The 21,326-nt window shown below is 63.1% G+C and carries 15 protein-coding genes; 11 read left to right on the forward strand and 4 right to left on the reverse strand.

The window, feature by feature from the left end:
* Positions 1–251: 251 nt before the first annotated feature.
* Positions 252–419 (forward strand): hypothetical protein, encoded by a 168-nt coding sequence (locus tag AC5P9I_RS04715; RefSeq protein ID WP_158454140.1) that lies wholly within the window; start codon positions 252–254, stop codon positions 417–419.
* A gap of 237 nt (positions 420–656) precedes the next feature.
* On the opposite strand, the gene AC5P9I_RS04720 is transcribed toward AC5P9I_RS04715, so the two are convergent.
* A complete protein-coding gene (locus AC5P9I_RS04720) occupies positions 657–2,981 on the reverse strand; it encodes a heavy metal translocating P-type ATPase (RefSeq protein WP_014647114.1) in 2,325 nt (774 codons plus the stop codon).
* A 68-nt stretch (positions 2,982–3,049) separates the two neighbouring features.
* Entirely contained in the window at positions 3,050–5,020 is a 1,971-nt protein-coding gene (locus AC5P9I_RS04725) for a cytochrome c/FTR1 family iron permease (protein ID WP_041863422.1), read from the reverse strand.
* 188 nt (positions 5,021–5,208) lie between these two features.
* On the opposite strand from AC5P9I_RS04725, the gene AC5P9I_RS04730 reads away from it, so the two are divergent.
* From AC5P9I_RS04730 to AC5P9I_RS04755, 6 genes are all read left to right on the forward strand, one after another.
* A complete protein-coding gene (locus AC5P9I_RS04730; protein ID WP_014647116.1) occupies positions 5,209–5,649 on the forward strand; it encodes a MerR family transcriptional regulator in 441 nt (146 codons plus the stop codon).
* A gap of 37 nt (positions 5,650–5,686) precedes the next feature.
* Positions 5,687–7,333, forward strand: a complete 1,647-nt coding sequence (locus tag AC5P9I_RS04735) for an NAD+ synthase (RefSeq protein WP_049445199.1) — start codon at positions 5,687–5,689, stop codon at positions 7,331–7,333.
* Between the two features lie 4 nt (positions 7,334–7,337).
* Positions 7,338–8,609: a site-specific integrase gene (locus AC5P9I_RS04740; RefSeq protein WP_495217308.1), complete on the forward strand. Its 1,272-nt coding sequence runs from the start codon at positions 7,338–7,340 to the stop codon at positions 8,607–8,609.
* Between the two features lie 38 nt (positions 8,610–8,647).
* Positions 8,648–11,632: a Tn3 family transposase gene (locus tag AC5P9I_RS04745; protein WP_049445196.1), complete on the forward strand. Its 2,985-nt coding sequence runs from the start codon at positions 8,648–8,650 to the stop codon at positions 11,630–11,632.
* A gap of 297 nt (positions 11,633–11,929) precedes the next feature.
* Positions 11,930–13,006 (forward strand): site-specific integrase, encoded by a 1,077-nt coding sequence (locus tag AC5P9I_RS04750; RefSeq protein ID WP_049453654.1) that lies wholly within the window; start codon positions 11,930–11,932, stop codon positions 13,004–13,006.
* Positions 13,007–13,107: 101 nt separating this feature from the next.
* Positions 13,108–15,072, forward strand: a complete 1,965-nt coding sequence (locus AC5P9I_RS04755) for an AAA family ATPase (RefSeq protein ID WP_024956865.1) — start codon at positions 13,108–13,110, stop codon at positions 15,070–15,072.
* 168 nt (positions 15,073–15,240) lie between these two features.
* Here AC5P9I_RS04755 and AC5P9I_RS04760 read toward each other — a convergent pair whose 3' ends face one another.
* Together AC5P9I_RS04760 and AC5P9I_RS04765 are read right to left on the reverse strand one after the other, a co-directional pair.
* Positions 15,241–15,942 (reverse strand): adenylate/guanylate cyclase domain-containing protein, encoded by a 702-nt coding sequence (locus AC5P9I_RS04760; protein ID WP_024956864.1) that lies wholly within the window; start codon positions 15,940–15,942, stop codon positions 15,241–15,243.
* 2 nt (positions 15,943–15,944) lie between these two features.
* Positions 15,945–16,865: a TIR domain-containing protein gene (locus AC5P9I_RS04765; RefSeq protein ID WP_088428977.1), complete on the reverse strand. Its 921-nt coding sequence runs from the start codon at positions 16,863–16,865 to the stop codon at positions 15,945–15,947.
* Positions 16,866–16,998: 133 nt separating this feature from the next.
* Between AC5P9I_RS04765 and AC5P9I_RS04770 the strand changes: the two genes are divergently transcribed.
* The 4 genes from AC5P9I_RS04770 to AC5P9I_RS04785 all read left to right on the forward strand — a co-directional run bounded on the left by AC5P9I_RS04770 (position 16,999) and on the right by AC5P9I_RS04785 (position 21,031).
* The gene (locus AC5P9I_RS04770; protein ID WP_187756732.1) at positions 16,999–18,531 is read left to right on the forward strand and encodes an adenylate/guanylate cyclase domain-containing protein; all 1,533 of its coding nucleotides are present in this window, start codon (positions 16,999–17,001) and stop codon (positions 18,529–18,531) included.
* A 92-nt stretch (positions 18,532–18,623) separates the two neighbouring features.
* Positions 18,624–19,406, forward strand: coding sequence for an E2 domain-containing protein (locus AC5P9I_RS04775; protein ID WP_369332838.1), 783 nt, complete (start codon positions 18,624–18,626; stop codon positions 19,404–19,406).
* Positions 19,351–19,875 (forward strand): Pycsar system effector family protein, encoded by a 525-nt coding sequence (locus AC5P9I_RS04780; protein WP_474752781.1) that lies wholly within the window; start codon positions 19,351–19,353, stop codon positions 19,873–19,875. Before AC5P9I_RS04775 ends, AC5P9I_RS04780 begins: the two co-directional genes overlap by 56 nt.
* A gap of 916 nt (positions 19,876–20,791) precedes the next feature.
* Positions 20,792–21,031, forward strand: coding sequence for a hypothetical protein (locus tag AC5P9I_RS04785; protein ID WP_126412177.1), 240 nt, complete (start codon positions 20,792–20,794; stop codon positions 21,029–21,031).
* Positions 21,032–21,326: the final 295 nt, after the last annotated feature.

Raw genomic sequence — 21,326 nt, forward strand, 5'->3', positions numbered from 1 at the left:
GGGGGCAAACCACAGGCCGGTTAGGCGATCGGTGGCCTAAGTTCCAAACAAGACGTAATGCTGCGCCGCACGCCGGCGAGCAGTACCGCCACATCCTGCGGTGGGAGGGGGAAGCTGAAGAAGGTTTCGGGCGCCATAACGGCGGCGTGGTGGCAACTGCAGTGCGAACACCCGCCGGGCTCCTTCCTCGACGCACCCTCGCCATCGTCCGCTGGCACATTCACTACGGTCTCGAGCGAGGCCTTCGTACCATGGCCCAGATCAACGAAATCATGCCGGGTACACGCGGCGGCAGCGCCAATCTTCATGACGAAGATCAACAGCACCAGCACAACCAACCGCGCGGAAGTGCGCAAGCGCGCAAGCAAGGCACGGGACGCGGCGGACTTCAACCCTCCGGCATGGCCAGCAACAGGTGAGCTTTGAAATATCATTCAGGATGCCTGTCGCCTCGCCAAGCCTATAGCCGCAATGCGACCGCAATGGCGGCGTTGACGAACACGCCCGTGAGGGTTCAGTGGACGGCTACCTGAATCCCCAACACACTTAGATCCGTGCCCGCCCCCCAAAAGATAGCCGTGCACGAGCGCATGGAAGGTTTCAAAACAGGAGAAGAACTTAGCGACTTCCTTCGACCGTGTCATGGCGTCCTCCTCTCACTTGCGGGCCGAAGATAACTTCCGCAGCAAGCGCATGCCGTTGCCGACGACCAGCAGGCTCGCGCCCATGTCGGCAAACACCGCAGCCCACATCGTAGCCTGACCAGCTAAGGTGAGCACCAGGAACACCGCCTTGATGCCGAGCGCCAGAGCGATGTTCTGTGCCAAAACCCGGGCCGTGGCCTTCGACAGCCCGACGAAGGCGGGAATCTTGCGCAGGTCGTCGTCCATCAAGGCCACATCGGCGGTTTCGATGGCGGTGTCGGACCCGGCCGCGCCCATCGCAAAGCCGATATCAGCCCGCGCCAGCGCCGGGGCATCGTTGATGCCGTCGCCGACCATGCCGCTGGTGCCCTGTGCGGCGAGGGCTTCCATTTCCCGCAGCTTGTCTTCGGGCAGCAGGTTGCCCTGGGCCCGGTCGATGCCGACTTCGCGGGCGATGGCCTGCGCGGTGTGCGGATTGTCGCCAGTCAGCATCAGGGTCTTGACGCCGAGTGCGTGCAGTTCGGCAATGGCCTGTCGGCTGCTGTCCTTGACCGTGTCGGCCACGGCGAAGAGGGCCTGCACGCCATCGCTTGCCACCAGCGCCACGACGCTCTTGCCTTGTGTTTCCAAGCTGCTGAAATGCGCTTCCAACGCTGCCGAGCTGGCACCCAGCTCCTGCACCAGCCGATGGTTGCCCAAGTGGTAAAGCACACCTGCCACCTGGCCGCGTACGCCGCGGCCCGGCAAGGCGGCGAAGTCCTCGACTTCACGCACGGTCACCGCATCGTCCTGTCCCGCCACGGCAATGGCCTTGGAGACGGGGTGGTCGGAGCGAGCGGCCAAGCTGACCGCGACCGCGCGAGTCAGGCCTGGGTCCGCCTCGCCCCATGCGACGAAGTCGGTCTGCTTGGGTTTGCCGTGGGTGATCGTCCCGGTTTTGTCGAGCGCCAGCCATCGCAGCTTGCGACCATTCTCCAGGTACACGCCGCCCTTGATCAGGATGCCGTGCCGTGCCGCCGCGGCCAGTCCGCTGACGATGCTCACCGGGGTGGAGATCACCAGTGCGCAAGGACAGGCGATCACCAGCAGCACCAGCGCCCGGTAGGTCCATTCCAGCCACGCCGCGCCCATCAACAGGGGCGGCACTACCGCGACGCCGATGGCGACGGCAAACACCAGCGGGGTGTACCAGCGCGCAAACTGGTCGACGAAGCGCTGGGTGGGCGCACGATTGCCCTGCGCCGCCTCCACCGCGTGGATGATGCGCGCGAGGGTGGAATCATTGGCCGTGGCCGTGACCCGATATTCGAGCGAACCGGCTTCGTTGACGGTGCCGGCGAACACCAGATCGCCCTCGGCCTTTTCGACAGGAAGGCTCTCGCCGGTGATCGGCGCCTGGTTAATCGTGGAGCGGCCAAGGACCACCACGCCGTCCAGCGCGATGCGCTCGCCCGGCTTGACCCGCACCCGGCTATCGAGCGCGACCGTCTTGGCATCCGCCTCGACCCATCGGTTGCCGTCCTGCAGCACCGTGGCCCGTTCGGGCGCCAGGTCCATCAAGCCCCGGATCGCATTGCGCGCGCGATCCAGCGATCTGGCCTCGATCACCTCGGCCAGCGCGAACAGCACCATCACCATGGCCGCCTCCGGCCAATGGCCGATCAGCATCGCGCCGGTGACCGCGATCGACATCAGGGCGTTCATGTTGAGATTGCGGTTCTTCAGCGCAATCCAGCCCTTCTTGTAGGTCGACAGGCCGCCCGTACCGATCGCCACCAGCGCCAGTGCTATGACCAGCCACGCAGGGGCCCCGAGCCACGACATGACCTCGGCGAGCAGTGCCGCCGCGCCGGAAACGATCAACGGCCACCAGGCTGTCCGGGTCTGCACCGGTGCAGTCGAATCTGCGCTGCCGGCCGTGGCGACCGCTTCGGCCTCGAAGCCCAGCGACTTCAAGGCGGCTAGCACATCCGACAAGACACCGGTCGCGTGGCGGACGGTCAGGGTGCGTTGCACGAGATTGAAGGCCAGCGCGTCCACCCCCGGCATGCCACTCAACTTGCCGCGAATGAGGCTTTCCTCGGTGGGGCAATCCATGTTCGCGATATGCAGCGCCGTTTCAACGGCAGACGCCGTCGTCTCCAATGGCACCGCCTGCATGCCGATCGCCGCCAGCGCGTCTTCCACGGGGGCCAGCGCAGGCAACTGGTGAAGCACTGTCAGCGTGCGCTGCACCAGGTTGAACTGCAGGTCCGTCACGCCGGGCACTTGGCCGAGCTTGTTCCGGATCAGCGCCTCCTCGGCGGGGCAGTCCATGTTCGCGATGCGATAACGCATAACCTGGAGTGAAGGCGCCGGAAGTTGAGCCATGGTCGCCGAGTCACCACAGCTGTTGCAAGACGTGCTCATTGCGCGCGGTCTCCCTTGACGGCTTGCGGGGGCACGCGAGAGTTGCGCGCATTGTAATAAAAACTGCCGATAGCGATCACCGCCACGGCCAACTGCGCCAGCAGGGATTGCCAGGAGGGGTACACGCCCAGCCAATCGATACGCGGCGCGGCGACCAGCGCCTGACCGACCCAGCCAGCTTCCTGCAGCGCCGCGATGCCCTTGCCGACCAGCACGACGGCGAGCACGGCAATCAGGATCGAACTGATCGAGAAGAACTGGCCAATCGGCAGGCGCTTGCTCATGCGCAGCATCCAGTACGCCACCCCGGCCAACACGACGCTACCGGCGACCAGCCCACCCAGAATCGCGGTGCTGTTTTTCTGGTTCCACATCGCGATGAAGAACAGGATCGTCTCGAACACTTCGCGGTAGACCGCGACGAAGGCCAGCATGAACAGGAAGACCGCAGAGCGCCGGGTCAGCGCAGCCGAGACCTTGGCGTGCAGGTACTGCTGCCAACGCCCAGCCAGGCTTTTCTGGTGCATCCAGATGCCCACGCTGAGCAGCACCACTGCAGCGAACAACGCCGACACGCCTTCGGTGACCTCACGGTTGGCGCCGCTCACATCGACCAGATGGGTCGCGATGGCCCAGGTTGCCACACCCGCCAGCAACGCCCCGACCCAACCGGCGTGCACCGCCGGCAGGACCTCGCGACGTTCGGCCTTGCGCAGGAAGGCAATCATGCCGATCACGATCAACAACGCCTCGATCCCTTCGCGGAGCAGGATGGTAAAGCTGCCCAGGAACGCCGTGGTGCGATCGGTGTGCGCATCCCGCAAGACCGCCTCGGCGCGATCGAACAGCGCGCTCACCTCCGTCGCCTGCGCTGTCGCATCGGAGGCAGGAACGCGGCGGCCGATGGCATCGCGATAGCGCGCCATGGTGGTTTCGAGCCCACGCATCAGCGCGTTGTCCCGCGCGGCGAGTGTGGGCTCGACCGGTTCGACGCCATCCAGGTACGCCGACAAAGCCGCCGTCTTGGCCTGCCCGGCATCGCCCGCCTGATAGGCGCGGAGGCTCTCGGCCATCCGTTGCCGGGCCAGTGCGAGCGATTGGACTGCTGCCACGCCCGAAGCTGCGGTCTGGACGGCCTGCGGCTGCCCGCGCAGGTAAGCGATGATGGCCCGCGCCTGCGCGTCCTGACTGCCGGCGGCGATCAGATCCGCCTCGCTGGTGCGGGTCAGCGCTTCCAGCGTGGGAAGGCGCTGGTGCCAGGCCGGCGCGTCGCGCCACAGCGCTTCGCCCTCGGCCCGCATCTGCGGCGAATGCGACAAGCTGCCGACGTAGAACGCCAGCGCCCAGCGATCGGCTTCCGGCAGGGACGAGAAGCCGGTCATGGCCGTTCCCTGGATCCCTTGGGAAATCGCTTCGTACAAGGCGAAGGGACTGCGCTGGGCGGCGCGGGTGGCATCGGTGAAGGCAATGGGCGGCGGGTCCAAGCTCGCCGCAGCCGGCCCATCTCCGTGGCCGGCCGGACCGTGGCAGGCAGTGCATTGCGCGGCGTAGAGCTGCGCCCCCCGGGCCGGATCGGGCGGCGTCGCCGGCACGGCACCGACCGGGTAGTTGGCCAGCAGGCCGTCGGCCAGCCGATGCGCTAGATCGGCGACGTGCTTGGCGTCGGACTTAGACTCGACAGCGGTTACCAGCTGATCAGCTTGGGCGATCAGACCGGCCTGGCCGGGCGTCGACGGCAGTGCGGCCAATTGGGTTCGCACCGCCCCTGCAAATTCACGCATCTCCGCGTACTCGGCCTCGGACGCGACGCTGCCGGATTTCACGGCCGTGCCATAGTCGACGGCCACATAGTCCAGCAGCTGCCAGGTCTGGCGCGGGTTGACCGCGGACGGCGCGGTGGCGAAGGCTGGGAAGGACAGCCAAGCCAATAACGCGATCAGCAGGCAACGACAGAGGGAGTTGGTCACGGAGAGCGCCTAGGTGAAGGGCAATAAACGGCAATGGGAACCAGTTGCAACGGTGAGCGTACACCCCGTACCTGCTACGGAGTCAAGGGCAGGATTCCACGACAGGGCAACCTCCTCTCCCGTGCGCCATAGCCCCCGGAGGCCTCAAAGGGTAAAGTCCGTAGCAGCTATAGGGTCAAGAGGCGTCGATGAAGATTAGCGAAGCGGCCGAATCCAGCGGCTGCCATCTGGAAACCATTCGCTACTACGAGCGCGTGGGGCTGATGCCCAAACCGCGGCGAACCGCCAGCGGTTACCGCGAGTACCGCGATGACGAAGTGGACCTGCTGCGTTTCATCACCCGCAGCCGCGACCTCGGCTTCAGTCTGGATGAGATCCGCAGCCTGCTACGGCTGGAAAGCGACCGCACGCTCTCCTGCGGCGAGATCGATGCGATTGCCCGCGAGCATTTGACCGATATCCGCAGCAAGCTCCGCGAGCTCAATCGCATTGCCCGGGAATTGGACCGCACGATCAACGCATGCTCCGGAGGCGCCCGGGGCCAGTGCTCGATTCTGGCCACCTTGCGGGAGCCGATGCCGACCTCGCGGGTCAAAACGACAGACGTGCGTCGGAAGAGGTCGGCATGAACCGTCTGGTGATGCGATGCCTTGGTGGGAACTGCCCATGAGCCTGCGAATCGCATTGGTCCAGGCGGACTTTCCCGTCGGGGACATCGACGGCAACGCAGGGCGCATTGCCGAGCGGATCGCCGAGGCGCGCGATCGCTATCACGCCGACCTAGTGCTGTTTCCGGAACTCACGCTGAGCGGCTATCCGCCGGAGGATCTGCTGCTGCGGCGGCAGTTCCTGGCCGAATGCGCCGATGCCGTGCAGCGCATCGCCCAGGAAACAACCGGCATCGTCGCGGTCGTGGGGTGGCCGGAAGCGGCAGGCGCTGTCGTCTACAACGCGATCAGCATGTTGCGCGACGGCGCGGTGGCGGCCACTTACCGCAAGCGCGACTTACCCAATTACGCCGTCTTCGATGAGCGTCGGTACTTTGCGGTCGATCCGGACAGCGGGGCGTGCGTGTTCGAGCTTCAGGGCGTCACCGTGGGCTTGCTGATTTGCCAGGACCTGTGGGGGCTGGAACCGACGTTTGAAACCGCCGCAACCGGCGCGCAGCTGATTCTCGTCTCCAACGCCTCGCCCTTCGAGCGCGATAAACACGCGGAGCGGGACGCGCTGCTGTCTGAGCGCGCCCGCGACAATCAGGTCGCACTCGCTTACGTCAACCTCGTTGGCGGCCAGGATGCGGTCGTGTTCGACGGAGCCTCCTTGCTGGCCGATGCCGATGGCCAGGTGCATCCGGCGGCCATCGCCTTCGAGGAACATGTGCTGGTCGCCGATTTCGATCCGGCCTCACGCACGTTCACCCAGGTCTCCTGGCCAATCGACACCGACGTCGGCCGCGACGCTGTGGCCTGGCGCGCGATCGTGTGCGGGTTGCGCGACTACTGCCGCAAGAACGGCTTCGACCGGGTTTGGGTCGGCTTGTCGGGAGGACTGGATTCGGCGGTGGTGCTGGCGATGGCCGTGGATGCGCTGGGGAGCGACCGCGTCACCGCGGTGCGGTTGCCGTCGCGCTTCACCAGCGCGTTGAGCAACGACCTGGCGGCGGCGCAGTGCGCGACCTTGGGCGTGGCGATGCGGACGGTGCCGATCGACGCCCCGTTCCAGGGCTTTCTCGACACGCTGAGCGGGCTGTTCGCGGGTACGACGGTTGATGCGACCGAGGAAAACCTGCAGTCGCGCACGCGCGGTGCGGTGCTGATGGCGCTGAGCAACAAGCTCGGCGGATTGCTCCTGACCACCGGCAACAAGAGCGAGTACGCGGTCGGCTACACGACGATCTACGGCGACATGTGCGGCGGTTACGCCCCGCTCAAGGATGTCTACAAGACCGAGGTGAGTGCGTTGGCCCGCTGGCGCAATACCGTAGGCGGCGCGCCGGTCATCCCGCCCGAGGTGATCGCACGGCCGCCGACAGCGGAGCTGCGCGAGCACCAGACCGACCAGGACACCCTGCCGCCCTACGACGTGCTCGATGCGATCCTGTTCCGTCATATCGACCAGGAACAATCGCGCGAGGAACTCCTGGCGGCCGGATTCGCCGCCGCCGTGGTGGACCCGGTGCTGGACCTTGTGCGTCGCCACGAATGGAAGCGGCAGCAGGCGGCGCCGGGTCCGAAGATCTCGCGGCGTGCGTTTGGACGTGAACGACGCTATCCGATCACCAATGCCTATGCCCAGGCGCTCTCCACGCGGTGATCCCTTGAGCAGCGTCGACCGCTACCGAGAAGCCGCCACCCGCGCCAACACACGGCGCAGCTATGAGTCGGCGGTTCGCCACTTCGAGGTGGAATGGGGTGGGCATCTGCCTGCCACCGCCGACAGCGTGGCCCAGTATTTGGCCGATTACGCCGAGCAGTTGGCGATCAATACGCTCAAGCAGCGCCTGGCGGCACTGGCGCAATGGCACGGCGAGCATGGCTTCGTCGATCCGACGCGATCGCCGCGCGTGCGCCAGGTGCTCAAGGGTATCCAGACGTTGCATCCGGCCGTTGAGAAGCGGGCCGAACCGCTGCAACTGACCCAGCTCGCGCAGGTCATGACCTGGCTGCACACGGCCGCGGCGACCGCGGAAGGTCGCGGTGACCGAGCGGCGCAGCTGCGGCATTTGCGGGATTGCGCGCTGATCTCGCTCGGATTCTGGCGTGGCTTTCGCGGCGACGAGCTGATCCATCTCCAGGTCGAGCACGTGCGCATCGTTCCCGGCCAAGGCATGACCTGCTTTTTGCCCCGCACCAAGAGCGATCGGCGCAACGAAGGGCGGATCTTCAAGGTCCCGGCGCTGTCGCGCTGCTGCCCGGTATCGGCGACGGCCGAGTGGATCGCCGTGGCCGGCCTGACCGAAGGGCCCCTGTTTCGGGCGATTGGTCGGTGGGCCCAAGTGTCCGAAGACGCTTTGCATGCGAACAGCCTCATCCCGCTGCTGCGTCGCGCCTTCGCCGCGGCCGGATTGTCGGCATCTGACGCCTACAGCGGACACTCGCTGCGGCGCGGCTTCGCGGCCTGGGCCGATGCGAATGGCTGGGATGTGAAGACGCTGATGGAGTATGTCGGCTGGAAAGACATCAAATCGGCGATGCGCTATCTCGATGGCGCCGATCCGTGCGCGCGCGATCGGATCGAAGCAGGCCTGGTCTTGCCGGCACCGGCACCACTCGCGTTGCCGGCGCCTGTGGCAGTCGAGCCGCCGACACTCTCCGTGGACCTGAGTCTCGTGCTCACCCCGTTTACGCCTCGCGGCCGCGGGCCCCACCGGGCACGGCGTTTGATCGAGGATATCTGCCTGGCGCCTTACGGCGCCCAGCGTTCCGACGCAGATGGCACCCGTTACCGGTTGACCGTGCCGACAGTCGAGCCAGACGTCTTGGATGAAGCGATGGCGACCTTGATCGACGACATGCATCGCATCGCCGACAACCATCGCTGTTTCCTGGAGGCCTCGTTGCGCGCTGGCGATGGGCGGCATTGGGACTAGGCACGCCACCTTCTTACGTTGAGGAGCCTTGTTGACGGATGACGACCCTGCACGAGACCGCGTATCCGCGCCTGAAACCGGACCCGACCCTCAAGGAACTGCAGGACATCTACACGCCGACCGAGGCCGAGTTGGCCTTTGTTGCGGCCACCGCAACGCGACCCACGGCCCAACTGGCGGTGCTGGTCCACCTGAAATTGTTCCAGCGCCTCGGCTACTTCACGCTTTTGGCCGATGTGCCCGAGCGCATCATCCAGCACATCGCGCAGACGGCCGGCGATCGTCGTTCGGTGCCGATCGAGCAATTGCACAGCTACGACAGCTCTGGCGCGAAGCGTGGCCATATCGCGAAGCTGCGCGACTACCTGCGGGTGCGCGTGCTCGATCCCGACGGCCGCACCTGGCTGGCGACGGTTGCGGAAACGGCGGCCGAGACCAAGCACATCATTCCCGACATCGTGAATGTCCTGCTAGAGGAACTGGTCCATCACCGTTACGAGTTGCCGGCGTTCAGCACCCTGGAACGTCTGGCGATCCAGGCCCGCGAGCGAGTACACGATCGCTACTTCGGCCGCATTGCCGATGCGCTGACGCCCGCGGTCCGCGCGCTCATCGATGACCTGCTGGTGTCGCCCGACGACGCCTTCAGCGGCTGGCAGGCACTCAAGCGCGAGCCCAAGCGCCCGACAAACAAGGAGGTCCGCTTCTACCTGCAGCACATCCGCCGGTTGCAACACCTGGCCGAACAGTTGCCTGCGATCGACGTGCCGGTCCCCAAGCTCAAGCAGTACCGGGCGATGGCGCGGGCTCTGGATGCCAGCGAACTGGCCGAACTCAAACCGACCAAGCGCTATGCGCTCGCGGCGATCTTCATTCGCGCTCAATACGCCAAGACCCTCGACGATGCGGCCGACGTCTTCATCCGGCTCATCCAGAAGCTGGAAAGCTCGGCGCAGCAACGGCTCGTGGCCTATCAACTGGAACACAGCAAGCGCGCCGATCTCCTGATCGGCCAGCTCAAGGTCATCCTCCAGGCCTATCAGGTCGAGGGAACCGACACGCAACGGGTCGATGCGATCGGCAACGCGCTCGTCACCGAGGTGCCGGTGCTGCTCGCCGAGTGCGAGGAGCACATGGCGTACGCCGGCAAGAATTACCTGCCGTTCCTGTTGCAGCCGTACGCCACGATGCGCCCGTTGCTGCTCAATTGCCTGGAGATCATGGGCCTGCGCTCAACTAGCCATGATGCCACGATGGAGCGCATGATCGCGGCGCTGCAGGCGCTGCGCGGTCAACGTCGTGAGCTGATCGAGGCCAGTGCCCTCGGTCTGGATCCGGAGGGCGATTTCACCTGGTTGTCGAGCGCCTGGCGCCGGCACGTGTTCGGCAAGTCCGCCACGCTGGCCGGGCGCGGCTGGCTGCATCGCAAATACTTCGAGCTGGCCGTGCTGGCGCAGATCAAGGACGAACTGAAATCCGGCGACCTGTATATCCCGCATGGCGAACGCTATGACGACTACCGCGAACAGTTGGTGGACGAAGCGACCTTCGCCCAGGAATTGGAGGCCTACGGCGAAGTCTCCGGGTTGCCGACCGACGCCGCGGTCTTCGTGCGCGGACTGCGGGTGGAACTCGCCGCCTTGGCCGATGCCGTCGACCAGCGCTTTCCGGAGAACGTCCATGCAGAACTGGTCGACGGTCGCCTGATCCTCAAGCGCCTGCAACGCACGGAAGTGTCCCGTGCCATCGTGTCCCTCGACGGGGTGATTACCGAGCGGTTGCCGCCGACCAGCATCGTCGATGTGCTGGTCGACGCCGCGCACTGGCTGCAACTGCATAAGCACTTCCGGCCGATCGCCGGTACCGACAGCCGCGTGGACGAGTTGCTGCGCCGCGTCGTCACGACGTTGTTCTGCTACGGCTGCAACCTCGGCCCGACCCAGACGGCACGCTCGGTGAAAGGCTTCAGCCGGCGACAGATCTCCTGGCTCAACCTGAAATACGTCACCGAGGAAACCCTCGACAAGGCCATCGTCGAGGTCATCAATACCTACAACAAGTTCGAGTTGCCCGGATACTGGGGCAGCGGCAAGAGCGCCTCCGCTGATGGTACGAAATGGAGCGTGTACGAGCAGAACCTGCTGTCCGAATACCACATCCGCTATGGCGGCTACGGCGGCATCGGCTACTACCACGTTTCGGACAAGTACATTGCGTTGTTCAGCCACTTCATTCCGTGCGGCGTGCATGAAGCGGTCTACATTCTCGACGGTCTGCTGGCCAATACCTCCGATATCCAGCCGGAGATCGTGCATGGCGACACGCAGGCCCAAAGCTATCCGGTATTCGGCTTGGCGCACCTGTTGGGCATTCAGCTTATGCCGCGCATCCGCGGCATCAAGGATCTGACGTTCTTCCGACCCGAGCCGGGTCGCTCTTACAAGAACATCCAGGCGTTATTCGGCGAGAGCATCGACTGGGTCCTGATCGAAACCCACCTGCACGACATGCTGCGCGTGACCGTCTCGATCAAGCTCGGCAAGATCACTGCCTCCACGATCCTGCGTCGGCTCGGCACCTATAGCCGCAAGAACAAGCTGTACTTCGCCTTCCGCGAACTCGGCAAAGCCATCCGCACCATGTTCCTGCTGCGCTACATCGATGATGTCGATGTACGCAAAACCATTCATGCCGCCACCAACAAGAGCGAGGAGTTCAACGGGTTCATCAAGTGGTCGTTCTTCGGCGGGGAAGGGATCATCGCCGAGAACATCCTGCACGAGCAGCGCAAGATCGTGAAATACAACCAGCTCGTGGCCAACATGATCATCCTGCACAACGTGGAGCGGATGACCCGAATCCTGGCCGAGCTGCGGGACGAGGGGATGGGTATAAGCGCCGAGGTGCTCGCCGGGCTGTCCCCGTACCGGACCAGTCACATCAATCGCTTTGGGGACTACACACTCGACTTGAGCCGGAAGATCGCGCCGCTCGATTATTCGAGCCGGATCCTGGCGAGCTAGGTCGGAAGTGGGGACCTGCCGGCTTATGATTTTGGCGACTCTTTTGAGGCTAATAGGCCACTTCGTGGCCTCAGCAACGCAGTAGGCTCAGAAGCAAAAGCACGGCAACATCAAGAGCTTAAAAGGCGAACGGCTGTTTTTTACATGAATCCCTGCCGACCCTCACATCCAGTTCGCTGATGCCCTTGGCCATGGGGTGTCCTTCTGCGGAACGGTGGGAATTGGCATGCTACGTCTGATAAGGCATATTTATCAGATGTAGCTCAACCTAATCATAGTGCACAATACATAGTACATATGAATAATATCACTGCTGCGTCAGGGGAACTCGTTTCGGGGCTGGTTCCGGAGCGGCTGGCCACTTCCGCCGCAGAAGCGGTGCGAGACATCCTGCAGGAGGCCGAAGCGCCTAACACCATTCGCAGCTACGCCGGCGCCCTGCGCTATTGGGCGGGCTGGTTCGAAGGGCGCTATGGCAGGCCCATCGCCCTACCCGTCCCCCCGGCGGCAGTGGTTCAGTTCATCGTGGATCACATGGGGCGCTCAGGCGATTTGGGGCTTCGTTGGGATCTGCCTGCAGACTTGGATAGTGCCTTGGTGCATGCGGGCCTGAAGAAGAAGCCTGGGCCGCTGGCGTTCTCCAGCCTGGTCCACCGGGTGGCGGTCTTGTCGGCGGCCCACAAGCAGGCCCGCCAAGACAACCCTTGCGAGGATCGCGCCGTGAGGACCCTACTGTCCAAGGGGCGCAGGGCTTCTCACAAACGAGGCGAGCGCCCGGCCAAGAAGACCGCGCTGTCAGCCGCAGATCTGCGCGCAATGGCGGCCACCTGCGACACCTCGCTCAAGGGGAAGCGCGATCGCGCCCTGCTCTACTTTGCCTTTGCTAGCGGCGGGCGCCGCCGCAGCGAAGTCGCCGAGGCGACGGTGAATCACCTCACCCGACTGCCCGAAGGCGGCTACACCTATCGCTTGGATCACGGAAAAACCTTGCAGTCCGGGCCAGTGGTTGGCAGCAGCCCCGACAAGCCCATCCTGGGAGAGGCAGCCACCGCACTGCAGGACTGGCTGGACGTGGCCGAGATTACCGACGGCCCCCTGTTCCGGCGCGTCTGGCCACGGTCATTGGGCGGCGCGCTCAGCGGCAAGGCGGTCGCCGCCATCGTTAAGGACCGGGCGCGGTTGGCCGGTCTGGACGGGGACTTTGCCGGCCACAGCCTGCGCTCGGGCTTTGTTACCGAAGGTGCGCGGCGTGGGGTGGCCCTGCCGGCGCTGATGGCGATGACCGATCACCGCTCCGTGGCCAGCGTGATCGGATATTTCCAGCAGGGCGGCGTCGGCAGCAACCCCGCCGCGCGCCTGATGGATGAGGACTGAGCCTCCGGCCCGAGCGGCCAGCAGTGCGCGTTGAATGTGCCCCGCTCGGGCCCTATCCTGCACAAGACGCGCACCATCCACGGCAGGAATCAGGGGGCAGCATGAAGCTAGTCAAGGCACGGATCCGAAACTTCCGTTCTGCAGAGGATTCCGGAACGTTCGATGTCGGAGAGCTGACCTGCTTGGTCGGTAAGAACGAGGCGGGCAAGACTGCAATTCTGACGGCGTTGTTTGGTACCCGTCCCATCGCCGACCAGTTTGCTTACGACACGGTGCGCGATTACCCCCGCCGCTTCCTCACGCGGTATGAGGAACGCCACGACGACGAACCCGCACCGGTTGCCACCCTGACCTGGGAGCTCAGCCACGAAGACCAAAAGGCGGTCGCCGACGTCCTGGGTGCCGGCGCGTTAAGTAGTACGACCGTTGACGTAACGACAGATTACAGTGGCCACAGCACTTGGAGCATTCACGTCGATCCCAACGTGGTGCGCGCGTTTCTGCTCGACCAGCACGGTGTGGCAGGCGAAGAGCGGGAGAAGTTTTCCAAGATATTGCTGGATCGACTCGTGGTCGAGATAGATGCGCACCCCGAGCCGTCTGACCAATTGCAGGCGGTCAAGCGGTCCATCAGCGGCTTCCGCAAGGGGAAACCAGTGCTGGCGGCCATCGATATCCTGCAGAAAAGGATGCCGGCGTTCTTCTATACCTCTCACTTTGATCGCATGTCCGGGGAGATATCGCTGGACAAGCTGTCTCGTGACACCCAAAGCGGCGCGACGATCTCCCCGGGTGACCAGATTTTCCTCGACTTCCTCGAGTACGCCGGGACGTCGGTCAGCGAATTGCAGTCCAGCACACGCCTGGAAGAGCTCAACGCACGTTGCCAAGCCGCCTCCAATGAAATTACCGATGAGATCTTCGAGTTTTGGAGTCAGAACGACGCGCTCAGTGTAGAGATAGCGCTTGCCCAAGGCCTCTCCGAGGATCCCGCCCCCTTCAATAGCGGGACTGTTGCCAAAATCCGCATTCGGAATGACAACCACAAGGTTTCGGTGCCCCTGTCTGAGCGCAGCGCCGGATTCGTCTGGTTCTTCTCCTTCCTGTCGCAGTTCAAGCAGATGCGAAAGAGGAACCCCGGTGCGATCATCCTTCTGGATGAGCCTGGATTGACGCTACATGGAAAGGCGCAAGCTGATCTGCTCCGCTACATCATTGAGCGTCTACTCCCCGACCACCAGGTCATCTACAGCACCCACTCGCCCTTTATGGTGCCGGCCGATCGTCTTGCGGACGTTCGCGTCGTCGAGGACGTTGTCACCTACGACCAGCGTCGCCGCCCCACCGTTAAGGGCACACAGGTCTCCGCGGACGTCCTGAGCGTCGATCAGGACACGCTGTTCCCCCTTCAGGCCCATCTCGGTTACGAGGTTACCCAAAGCCTGTTTGTGGGAGCGCATACCCTGTTGGTCGAAGGACCTTCGGATGTGCTCTATCTTCAGGCGGCATCGCACGCGCTCAAGCAACGCAAGCGCCAAGGCTTGGACAGCCGGTGGGTGATCTGCCCCACAGGCGGCATAGACAAAGTGCAATCGTTCGCCTCGCTCTTCTCTGGCAAGGGCATCCACATGGTCGCCTTGTGTGACTACGGCAATGGCGATAAAGGCAAGGTGCAGCGGCTGAGGGAGTCTCAGATCATGAAGACTTCCGGCGTCTTGGTAGCCACGGATTTCACCGGAAAGGCGGAGAGCGACATTGAGGACTTCTTCGCACCCGCCGTCTTCGCCGACATCCTCAACGGTGCCTACGGTCTGAAGGGAAAAGGGCAAATTTCCGCCCGGCAGTTCAGCCAAGACGGTGCCCTGACGCGCCAGGTCAAACAGGCCGAAGCACTGTTTAATGTCATGGGGGCTTCCGTTCCGCCCCTGGATCATTTCACTCCCGCCAACTGGCTCATCCAGAATCAGCACGTGCTGGCCGCGGAAACTACGGCCATCAATGAAACGCTGGAGCGCTTTGAGAAGGCCTTCGCTGAGATCAATGCGGCGCTAGGGGCCGGTGCGTAGATGAACCTCTGCCAGAGCTCCGCAATGGCAGCGGGTTCCTCTCCCGGCGCGCACTCATCGGAGGGCAGGACTCGGCTGCCTGACTCCCGCGCCATGAAATCGGCCTCTAACAGTGCGCCCTTTCCCTGCCATGCTGGCCCTGCGAATGCCGGGTCCGCAGAGGGCGCTTTAGACGCGCCAAGCCCAGTCTGATCCGTGAATGCGGCGACCACCCTGCCGGTTCCAGCGGAACGCCTCCCACATCAGAGTCGGCGGCGTTCCACCGTACTTCAACTCATCAGCCAACCGGATGAACACCTCATCGGTAATCCAGGTTGACGGGGCAAGGTCCAGGTCCGTGAGCTTGGCCGCATGATTGGCCGCGCGTCCAACCCAGACGATGTCGTTGCCGCCTCGAATACCCGTGCGAGCAGCTCGGATTGGGCTGCTGTCGATTCCGACGACATGCCTCACGGTACCTGTCCAGTCGGGGTACTGCTGTTTCAACGCTGGCATGACGATCATCTTGACCGCATAGTTGATTTTCAACCCGGCCTTAGCCGCCGGCGTGGCTTGCCGGTCACCCACCCAGATGCCCATGACACGATCTCCGTCGTAGGAGGTGATCTTGCCGCCCTCTTTCCTGATGATCGTCGCTGCACAGTGCAGGAACGCTTTGTAGATCTCTGCACTCAACTGCCAGGCTTCGGTGTCGACCATATTCGTTGAGCCGTTCAGGTCCGCGTACAAAACAGTGGCACGATCAAACTCCACTGCGTCATTGCCCAATCGCAGATCTTCTGGATCGGGTACAACTTGACCTCTCCGTGTAGACCATCGGGTTTGTGCTATCGCCTGCACGGCGGCCGTCATCTCTTCCAGCAGTGCCACCGTCAGTCCCTCGGCCCAGCTTCGAGAATGCGGGAGCGAATTTGTTCGCATGCCGGTGCAATCAAAGCCCGGGCGTCCGGGCCAGGGGTGTATCGGTAGGGGACGGTCGTGAGCCCCGTGAGATCACTGGGAAGCTTCAGCTTGTCTTCGCGCGGCTCCATCAAGAAGGCGCGCCGACGCCCCAGGAATCCAATGAACATACCCAGTTCAAAGACGACGTTGTCGCGCATGACAGGCCACTCGTCACCGCGGCTGATGACCATGTCATCCGCGTGGGCCACGGCAATGGCAAAGTCTGCCTGTTCCAGCTGGCGCTCGAGCTCGTCAAGTGTGTAGTTGGCGGCGCGGAACACCCCGTGGTCCCATACCACCGTCAGGAACGGGTCGTGCTCGAAGTGCTGTACCAGCAACCGCGTGACAGGGAGCGCCTCCACCGACGACATCACAAAGACCCGGACCTGTCCGCGAGGTTGGGTAATCATGTGATTGCGCTCTTTTAGACGGCGCGAAAGGGTCGCGGCCAGCCGCCGCCAGATGACGGGGTGTGAATCCGCAATCCTGCTGAAATCGATTTCCGGCACCTTTAGCACTACGGTCGGCTCGCGTGCAGTAACAGTTGCCGCCCGCAGTTGCGCCGGTTCGATGGCTGCCATTTCGCCGACGTGGTCCCCAGCCCTTCGGGTATTAACCACTTTGCCGTTGACCAGCACGTCCACGGAGCCGGAGACAATGAAGAAAACGTCGGTCTCTGGGGCGCCCTGAGTGATAAAGGCCTGCCCTGTCCCCACGTCGAGCAATTCCCCGGCCTGTGCCAGCTGGGCTGCGGCCGCGTCCAAGCCGGCCAGCAGGCGGAACTCAGCCAAGGCGGCGATCAGTCGCCTGCCATCATCCGCCGCGAGGCGCTCGACGATCCCAGTCCCCATACTGCCCCCTTGAAAGTGTGAACTGGGTCCCAATATACGCCCAAAGGAGCTGGAATGAATCCGGCTGCCAGCCACGCCGTAGGCGACGCGACCCGCCCGGCCTGGCCTCCTCTTGGGCGCAGGGAGTAGCACGATGGGACACAGCTGGAAAAAAGATCGCACCAAGAAGCGCATTGCCACCCGTTACGCCGAAGTCCGCGACGTGGACATCCGCGATTACAAGCGGGAAACCTCGCTGGTGGATATTCCAGTCAATCGCGCCTATCGCGTCCAAGGGGCGCATGTCTACATCGACATCGTCAATCTGGCGGACATGCTTAGCTGCACTGACATCGAAGGCGAAACCTGCCACAAGCGGGCCCTTCGATTCCTGAATCAGCACTACCGCGCCGTCCATCGCATCCTCGTTGAAAGTGATGCCATCCGTGTGGACTTTCACAACCAGCGGCTGCATGCGGTTGTGACCAAGCCGTACGGCGATGCCAACGAACGCGCCCGGATCGAGCGCGCGGTTGCGATCGCCCAGCTCGCCATCGATGTGCTGGCTGAAACGGGCGACTCGGACGCGCACATCCCCAATGCCCAGGTTCGTGTCGGCATTGACAGCGGGATGGCGTTGGCCGTCAACAATGGTCGTCGCGCCAGCCGAGAACCTCTTTTCTTAGGCTCCCCAGCCAATCAGGCGGCCAAGTGTGCCGGGCATGGAGGGGCTGAAGGCATCTACCTGACGCACGGCGCACGTGCCGTGCTTGAACTGCCTACCTTGACCGGCAACAAGGACCGCACCACTTCGCTGACCGATGCTCAGATTTCCGCATGCGTCGAGGCCGCTGCACTCGGCATTTCCAAGTCGCGCATCATCGAACTCTGGAAAGATGAACAGGCCGAGCTCCCTATCGGCGAATTCAAGTTCAGTCGACCGACGCCTCCGCTTTCTGATCTGGACTTCTCCCTGCTGAGCGCGGCGAACTCAAGGCGATTTGATGGCGTTTCGATCTATGCCGACATTGACGGATTCACCGACTTCGTGGACAAGCACTTAGAGGAGGATCCCGAACATCTGGTTCGAACACTGCACGTATTGCGCTCTGAGCTGGATGCGGTCGTACACGAGGATTTTGGAGGGCGTCGTGTCCGTTTTATTGGCGACTGCCTTCATGGGGTGCTGCTGGAGGGCACGTCACAGACGACAGATGCGCAGGACACGGTCAGCACCGCTGCCCAGTGCGCGGGTGCATTGCGCAGCAGTTTCTCCACTGCCCTAGAGCAACTGAGCGCCGAAGGCGCGGAAGTGGCAGAGCTGGGATTGGCCATTGGCTTCGAACTTGGCCCCCTTGCCATTTCCCGCCTGGGCATGAAGGGGAGCCTTCTGCGGTGTGCCACGGGGCGAGCGGTGTTGGAATCTGAAGCCCAACAACGACTCTGCGACGGTGTGGAGACGGCCATTGGTGAAAATGCCTACAAGGCCGCCAGCGCCGGGATACGGACCGTCTTTACCGACAAGCGAAAGGCGGCGAACCTAGACTATGCCGCAGCGGTGGAGGAACTCGCCGCATCCGGGGACCGCGTGGCGAAGGCAACACTGGAGGCACACTACGCTGAAGTGGCACCCGCAGTGGCTCCTGCGCTCGCGCAGCCGATCCGTCCTCATGTGGCCGCGACGTGACGCCAAGGCCTTTGGAGCTGCTGCAGCGCGTGGCACCGGACTACGGTGCCACGTTGATCGTAGACCCTGTCGGGGGGCTGGTTGGGATCACAGTGGTTCGGGCCGGCGGAGCCGAGTACGCATTTAGATTGCTCGTCTCCGTTGCAGGCGAGCACGTCTCAGTGCGCGAGATCGCCGACCCCGGCATGCTGCCGGGGTTCTGTCCCGATCGGCATATCAACGGTGACCGTAGCTTCTGCCTCGGCTGGGGAGAAGACAATCCGAGCCGGATCCAAGACGAAGCAGCAGCGAGGCATTGGTGGGCCACGGTCTACCAGTACCTGACCTACCAGATCGGCGCGAACGCCCGCCGGGTCTTTCCTGGAGCGGAGAACGGCCGCGCGCACGGTCGTGCTGCGCAGCATCAGGCCAATGCTGAGCAGGCAGCCGAACGACTGGGTCCGGCATTCAAGGCAGATGTGCTCGCGGGGCAGTTCATGGTCCGCAAGGATTCGCGCCCTCAGAAGCGGAGGCTCGAGCTCTGGCACGGCAAACTACTCCTTGCTCGGGTGTCGACGCGCACTGAAACCTTGGTCGGGAGACCCCCAGTCTGCCCATGTGGCCGCGATCCTGACGGTGCGATCACTGCATGTGGCGACCACGCTGCGGCCCTGGTCACTTTCATCTTGGAACAGCACCGATGTGCGCTGGCCGACACAGCTTTCCTTGAGGATTGTGCGGCTGCAGGAGCGCGCTGCTGCGGAACGCTGGACATCTGCGGTCTTCGATCTGCCATCAAACGAACACAAACCGTATCCCTCAAGACAGAGAACTCACCCCGTGCAAGAACCTCAAAATTCTGGCGGCCACCCGCCAAATCAAAGCGACCGCGTTAGTGCCGCTTGGCAGCAGCTGAATTTGGTCTTGGGCTTCTTCTCCCGTGTAGACACAAAACTCTCGGTCGGCCTGGGTATCAACCTGGGCATGCTTGCCATGATCGCGACGCGGCTGCCGAAACTTGATGAACTAACGGCCCTGATCTCGGTTGTGGGCGTTTTGTTCCTTACACCGCTTACTGTTAGCTTCTGGCACCTGTGGTACGGATATTTTCCGGAACTGCGAGGCGGGTCAAATTCGCTCATCTTCTTTGAACGGGTGTCGAGCATGGCCGAGCACGAGTTCTTGCAGAAGTGCGCGGAGCGTACGCTGATGGAGTTCGAGGAAGACCTCCTGGGTCAATGTTGGCGCAATTCCAAGATTCTCTCGTCAAAATTCAGCTGTTTGAAGTACGCGTACATTGCCACTGTTCTGGCAATCGCCCCATGGATGGCACTCATCGTTGTGCTGCCTCCGCCGGCAAAGTGACACACAAGTGGCTTCTGCTCATCCAGTTGTTGAGCCGGAGCCCCGGGCAGCGCTGACAGGGCCGGGCCTTCCGGCCCAAGTCGGCCCAAGGTGAGAAACGGTGCTGGCCATTGCCGGAGTTTGGCCATCGGCTATCACACGCACGTCGCAGTTAGCTCCCTTTCGGAAGGGGATGCCAGCCTAGACGTGCAGCAAACTCACGACGATAGACGGTGTCAATCTGGGGCGGGGCTCGCCGGACGTACTCTTCTGCGAGCGTCGCAGTTTGCCCTGAGAGGCTTGCGAGGTAGGCAACTGCTTCTTCCACTGATGGGACGCGTTGATTTTCCCCGTTGAACTTCGGTGGCAGCGCCGTCCATAGCACAGTGGTAATCCCGCGAGCAGCGGCCCAGTCAGCGAGCCCAGGAATACTCGCCGGTGCTGGACAGCCATGTGTCCAGACCCCCAAGTGTCGCTCCATGTTCTTTGAGGGAATGGCTTCCCGCTCACGCAAGGCTCGCTTGGCGTCGCCCTCGTCGTCGGTACCAGCCTCAACCCAGAAGGAGGTGACAGCAGACGCGGCCGCATGCATGACCAACGTAAGCCGTCCATTGCCGGATTGCCTTAAAAACTCTACGCAAACCGTTGGCCCGTCTGCCAGCCACTGTCCACGAACCGGTAGACCGTCGGGTTGCCATACCAGCGACCCCCAACCAAGATAGGCAATCATCTTGAGCCTCTACTCGACTGCGACAGCCGTGCCGCCCACCACAAGCGGCTCATTTCGTAATCGGTCGAGCCTTTAGTCTCTGCGCTCACCATCCTGGGTGCCTCCTCGTCTCAACAAGACTCTGTATTGATAGCGCTACCGCGCCATCTGCCGCGATGTTGCGCTGCAGGGTCCGACGCCGGGCGAGAAGAAGCGCGAAGACGGAGCATGCTGCTGATTGCGGACTACCCGCAAGAGCGGGTGACGCATGCCTGGGAGATAGTCGAACCCGCTGTCTTCAAGCTCAAGTACGAGGCGGGAGAGAACCTCATGCTGCAGGAGCAAGCGGCGTCGCGACGATGCAATCCGAACACCCCGGCACCCTGTGAAAGGAAGCACGAAATGGCTGAAGTACCAGAACAGCTCTTCGGCAATAAGCTGGATGGGACTATCCTGCCCCACCAGTAGCAGGCAATCGTGCAGTGCACGCCCCAAGGCAAAGCAGTCATGCCGTCTGCCCTGCTCATGGGCGACCCTCAACATCACCACTAGTGCCGCCAGGCTATCCAGAGTGCCCAGCCCGCACAAGCCCTCGGTGATCTCTCGTAACCGACGGTCTCGGCGGACAAACATGCCGGCTCGCAAGCTCGCTCCGCTGAACACTTCCAGTTGCACAGGTGCACTGAGCGACATGAGTATTGATTCTCCACAACCGCCAAGTGCCTCGTGGACATTCAGAGCGGCCCAGACCGGTGAACATAGA

The sequence above is a fragment of the Stenotrophomonas sp. YJH_SMC_29 genome, from assembly GCF_059371235.1.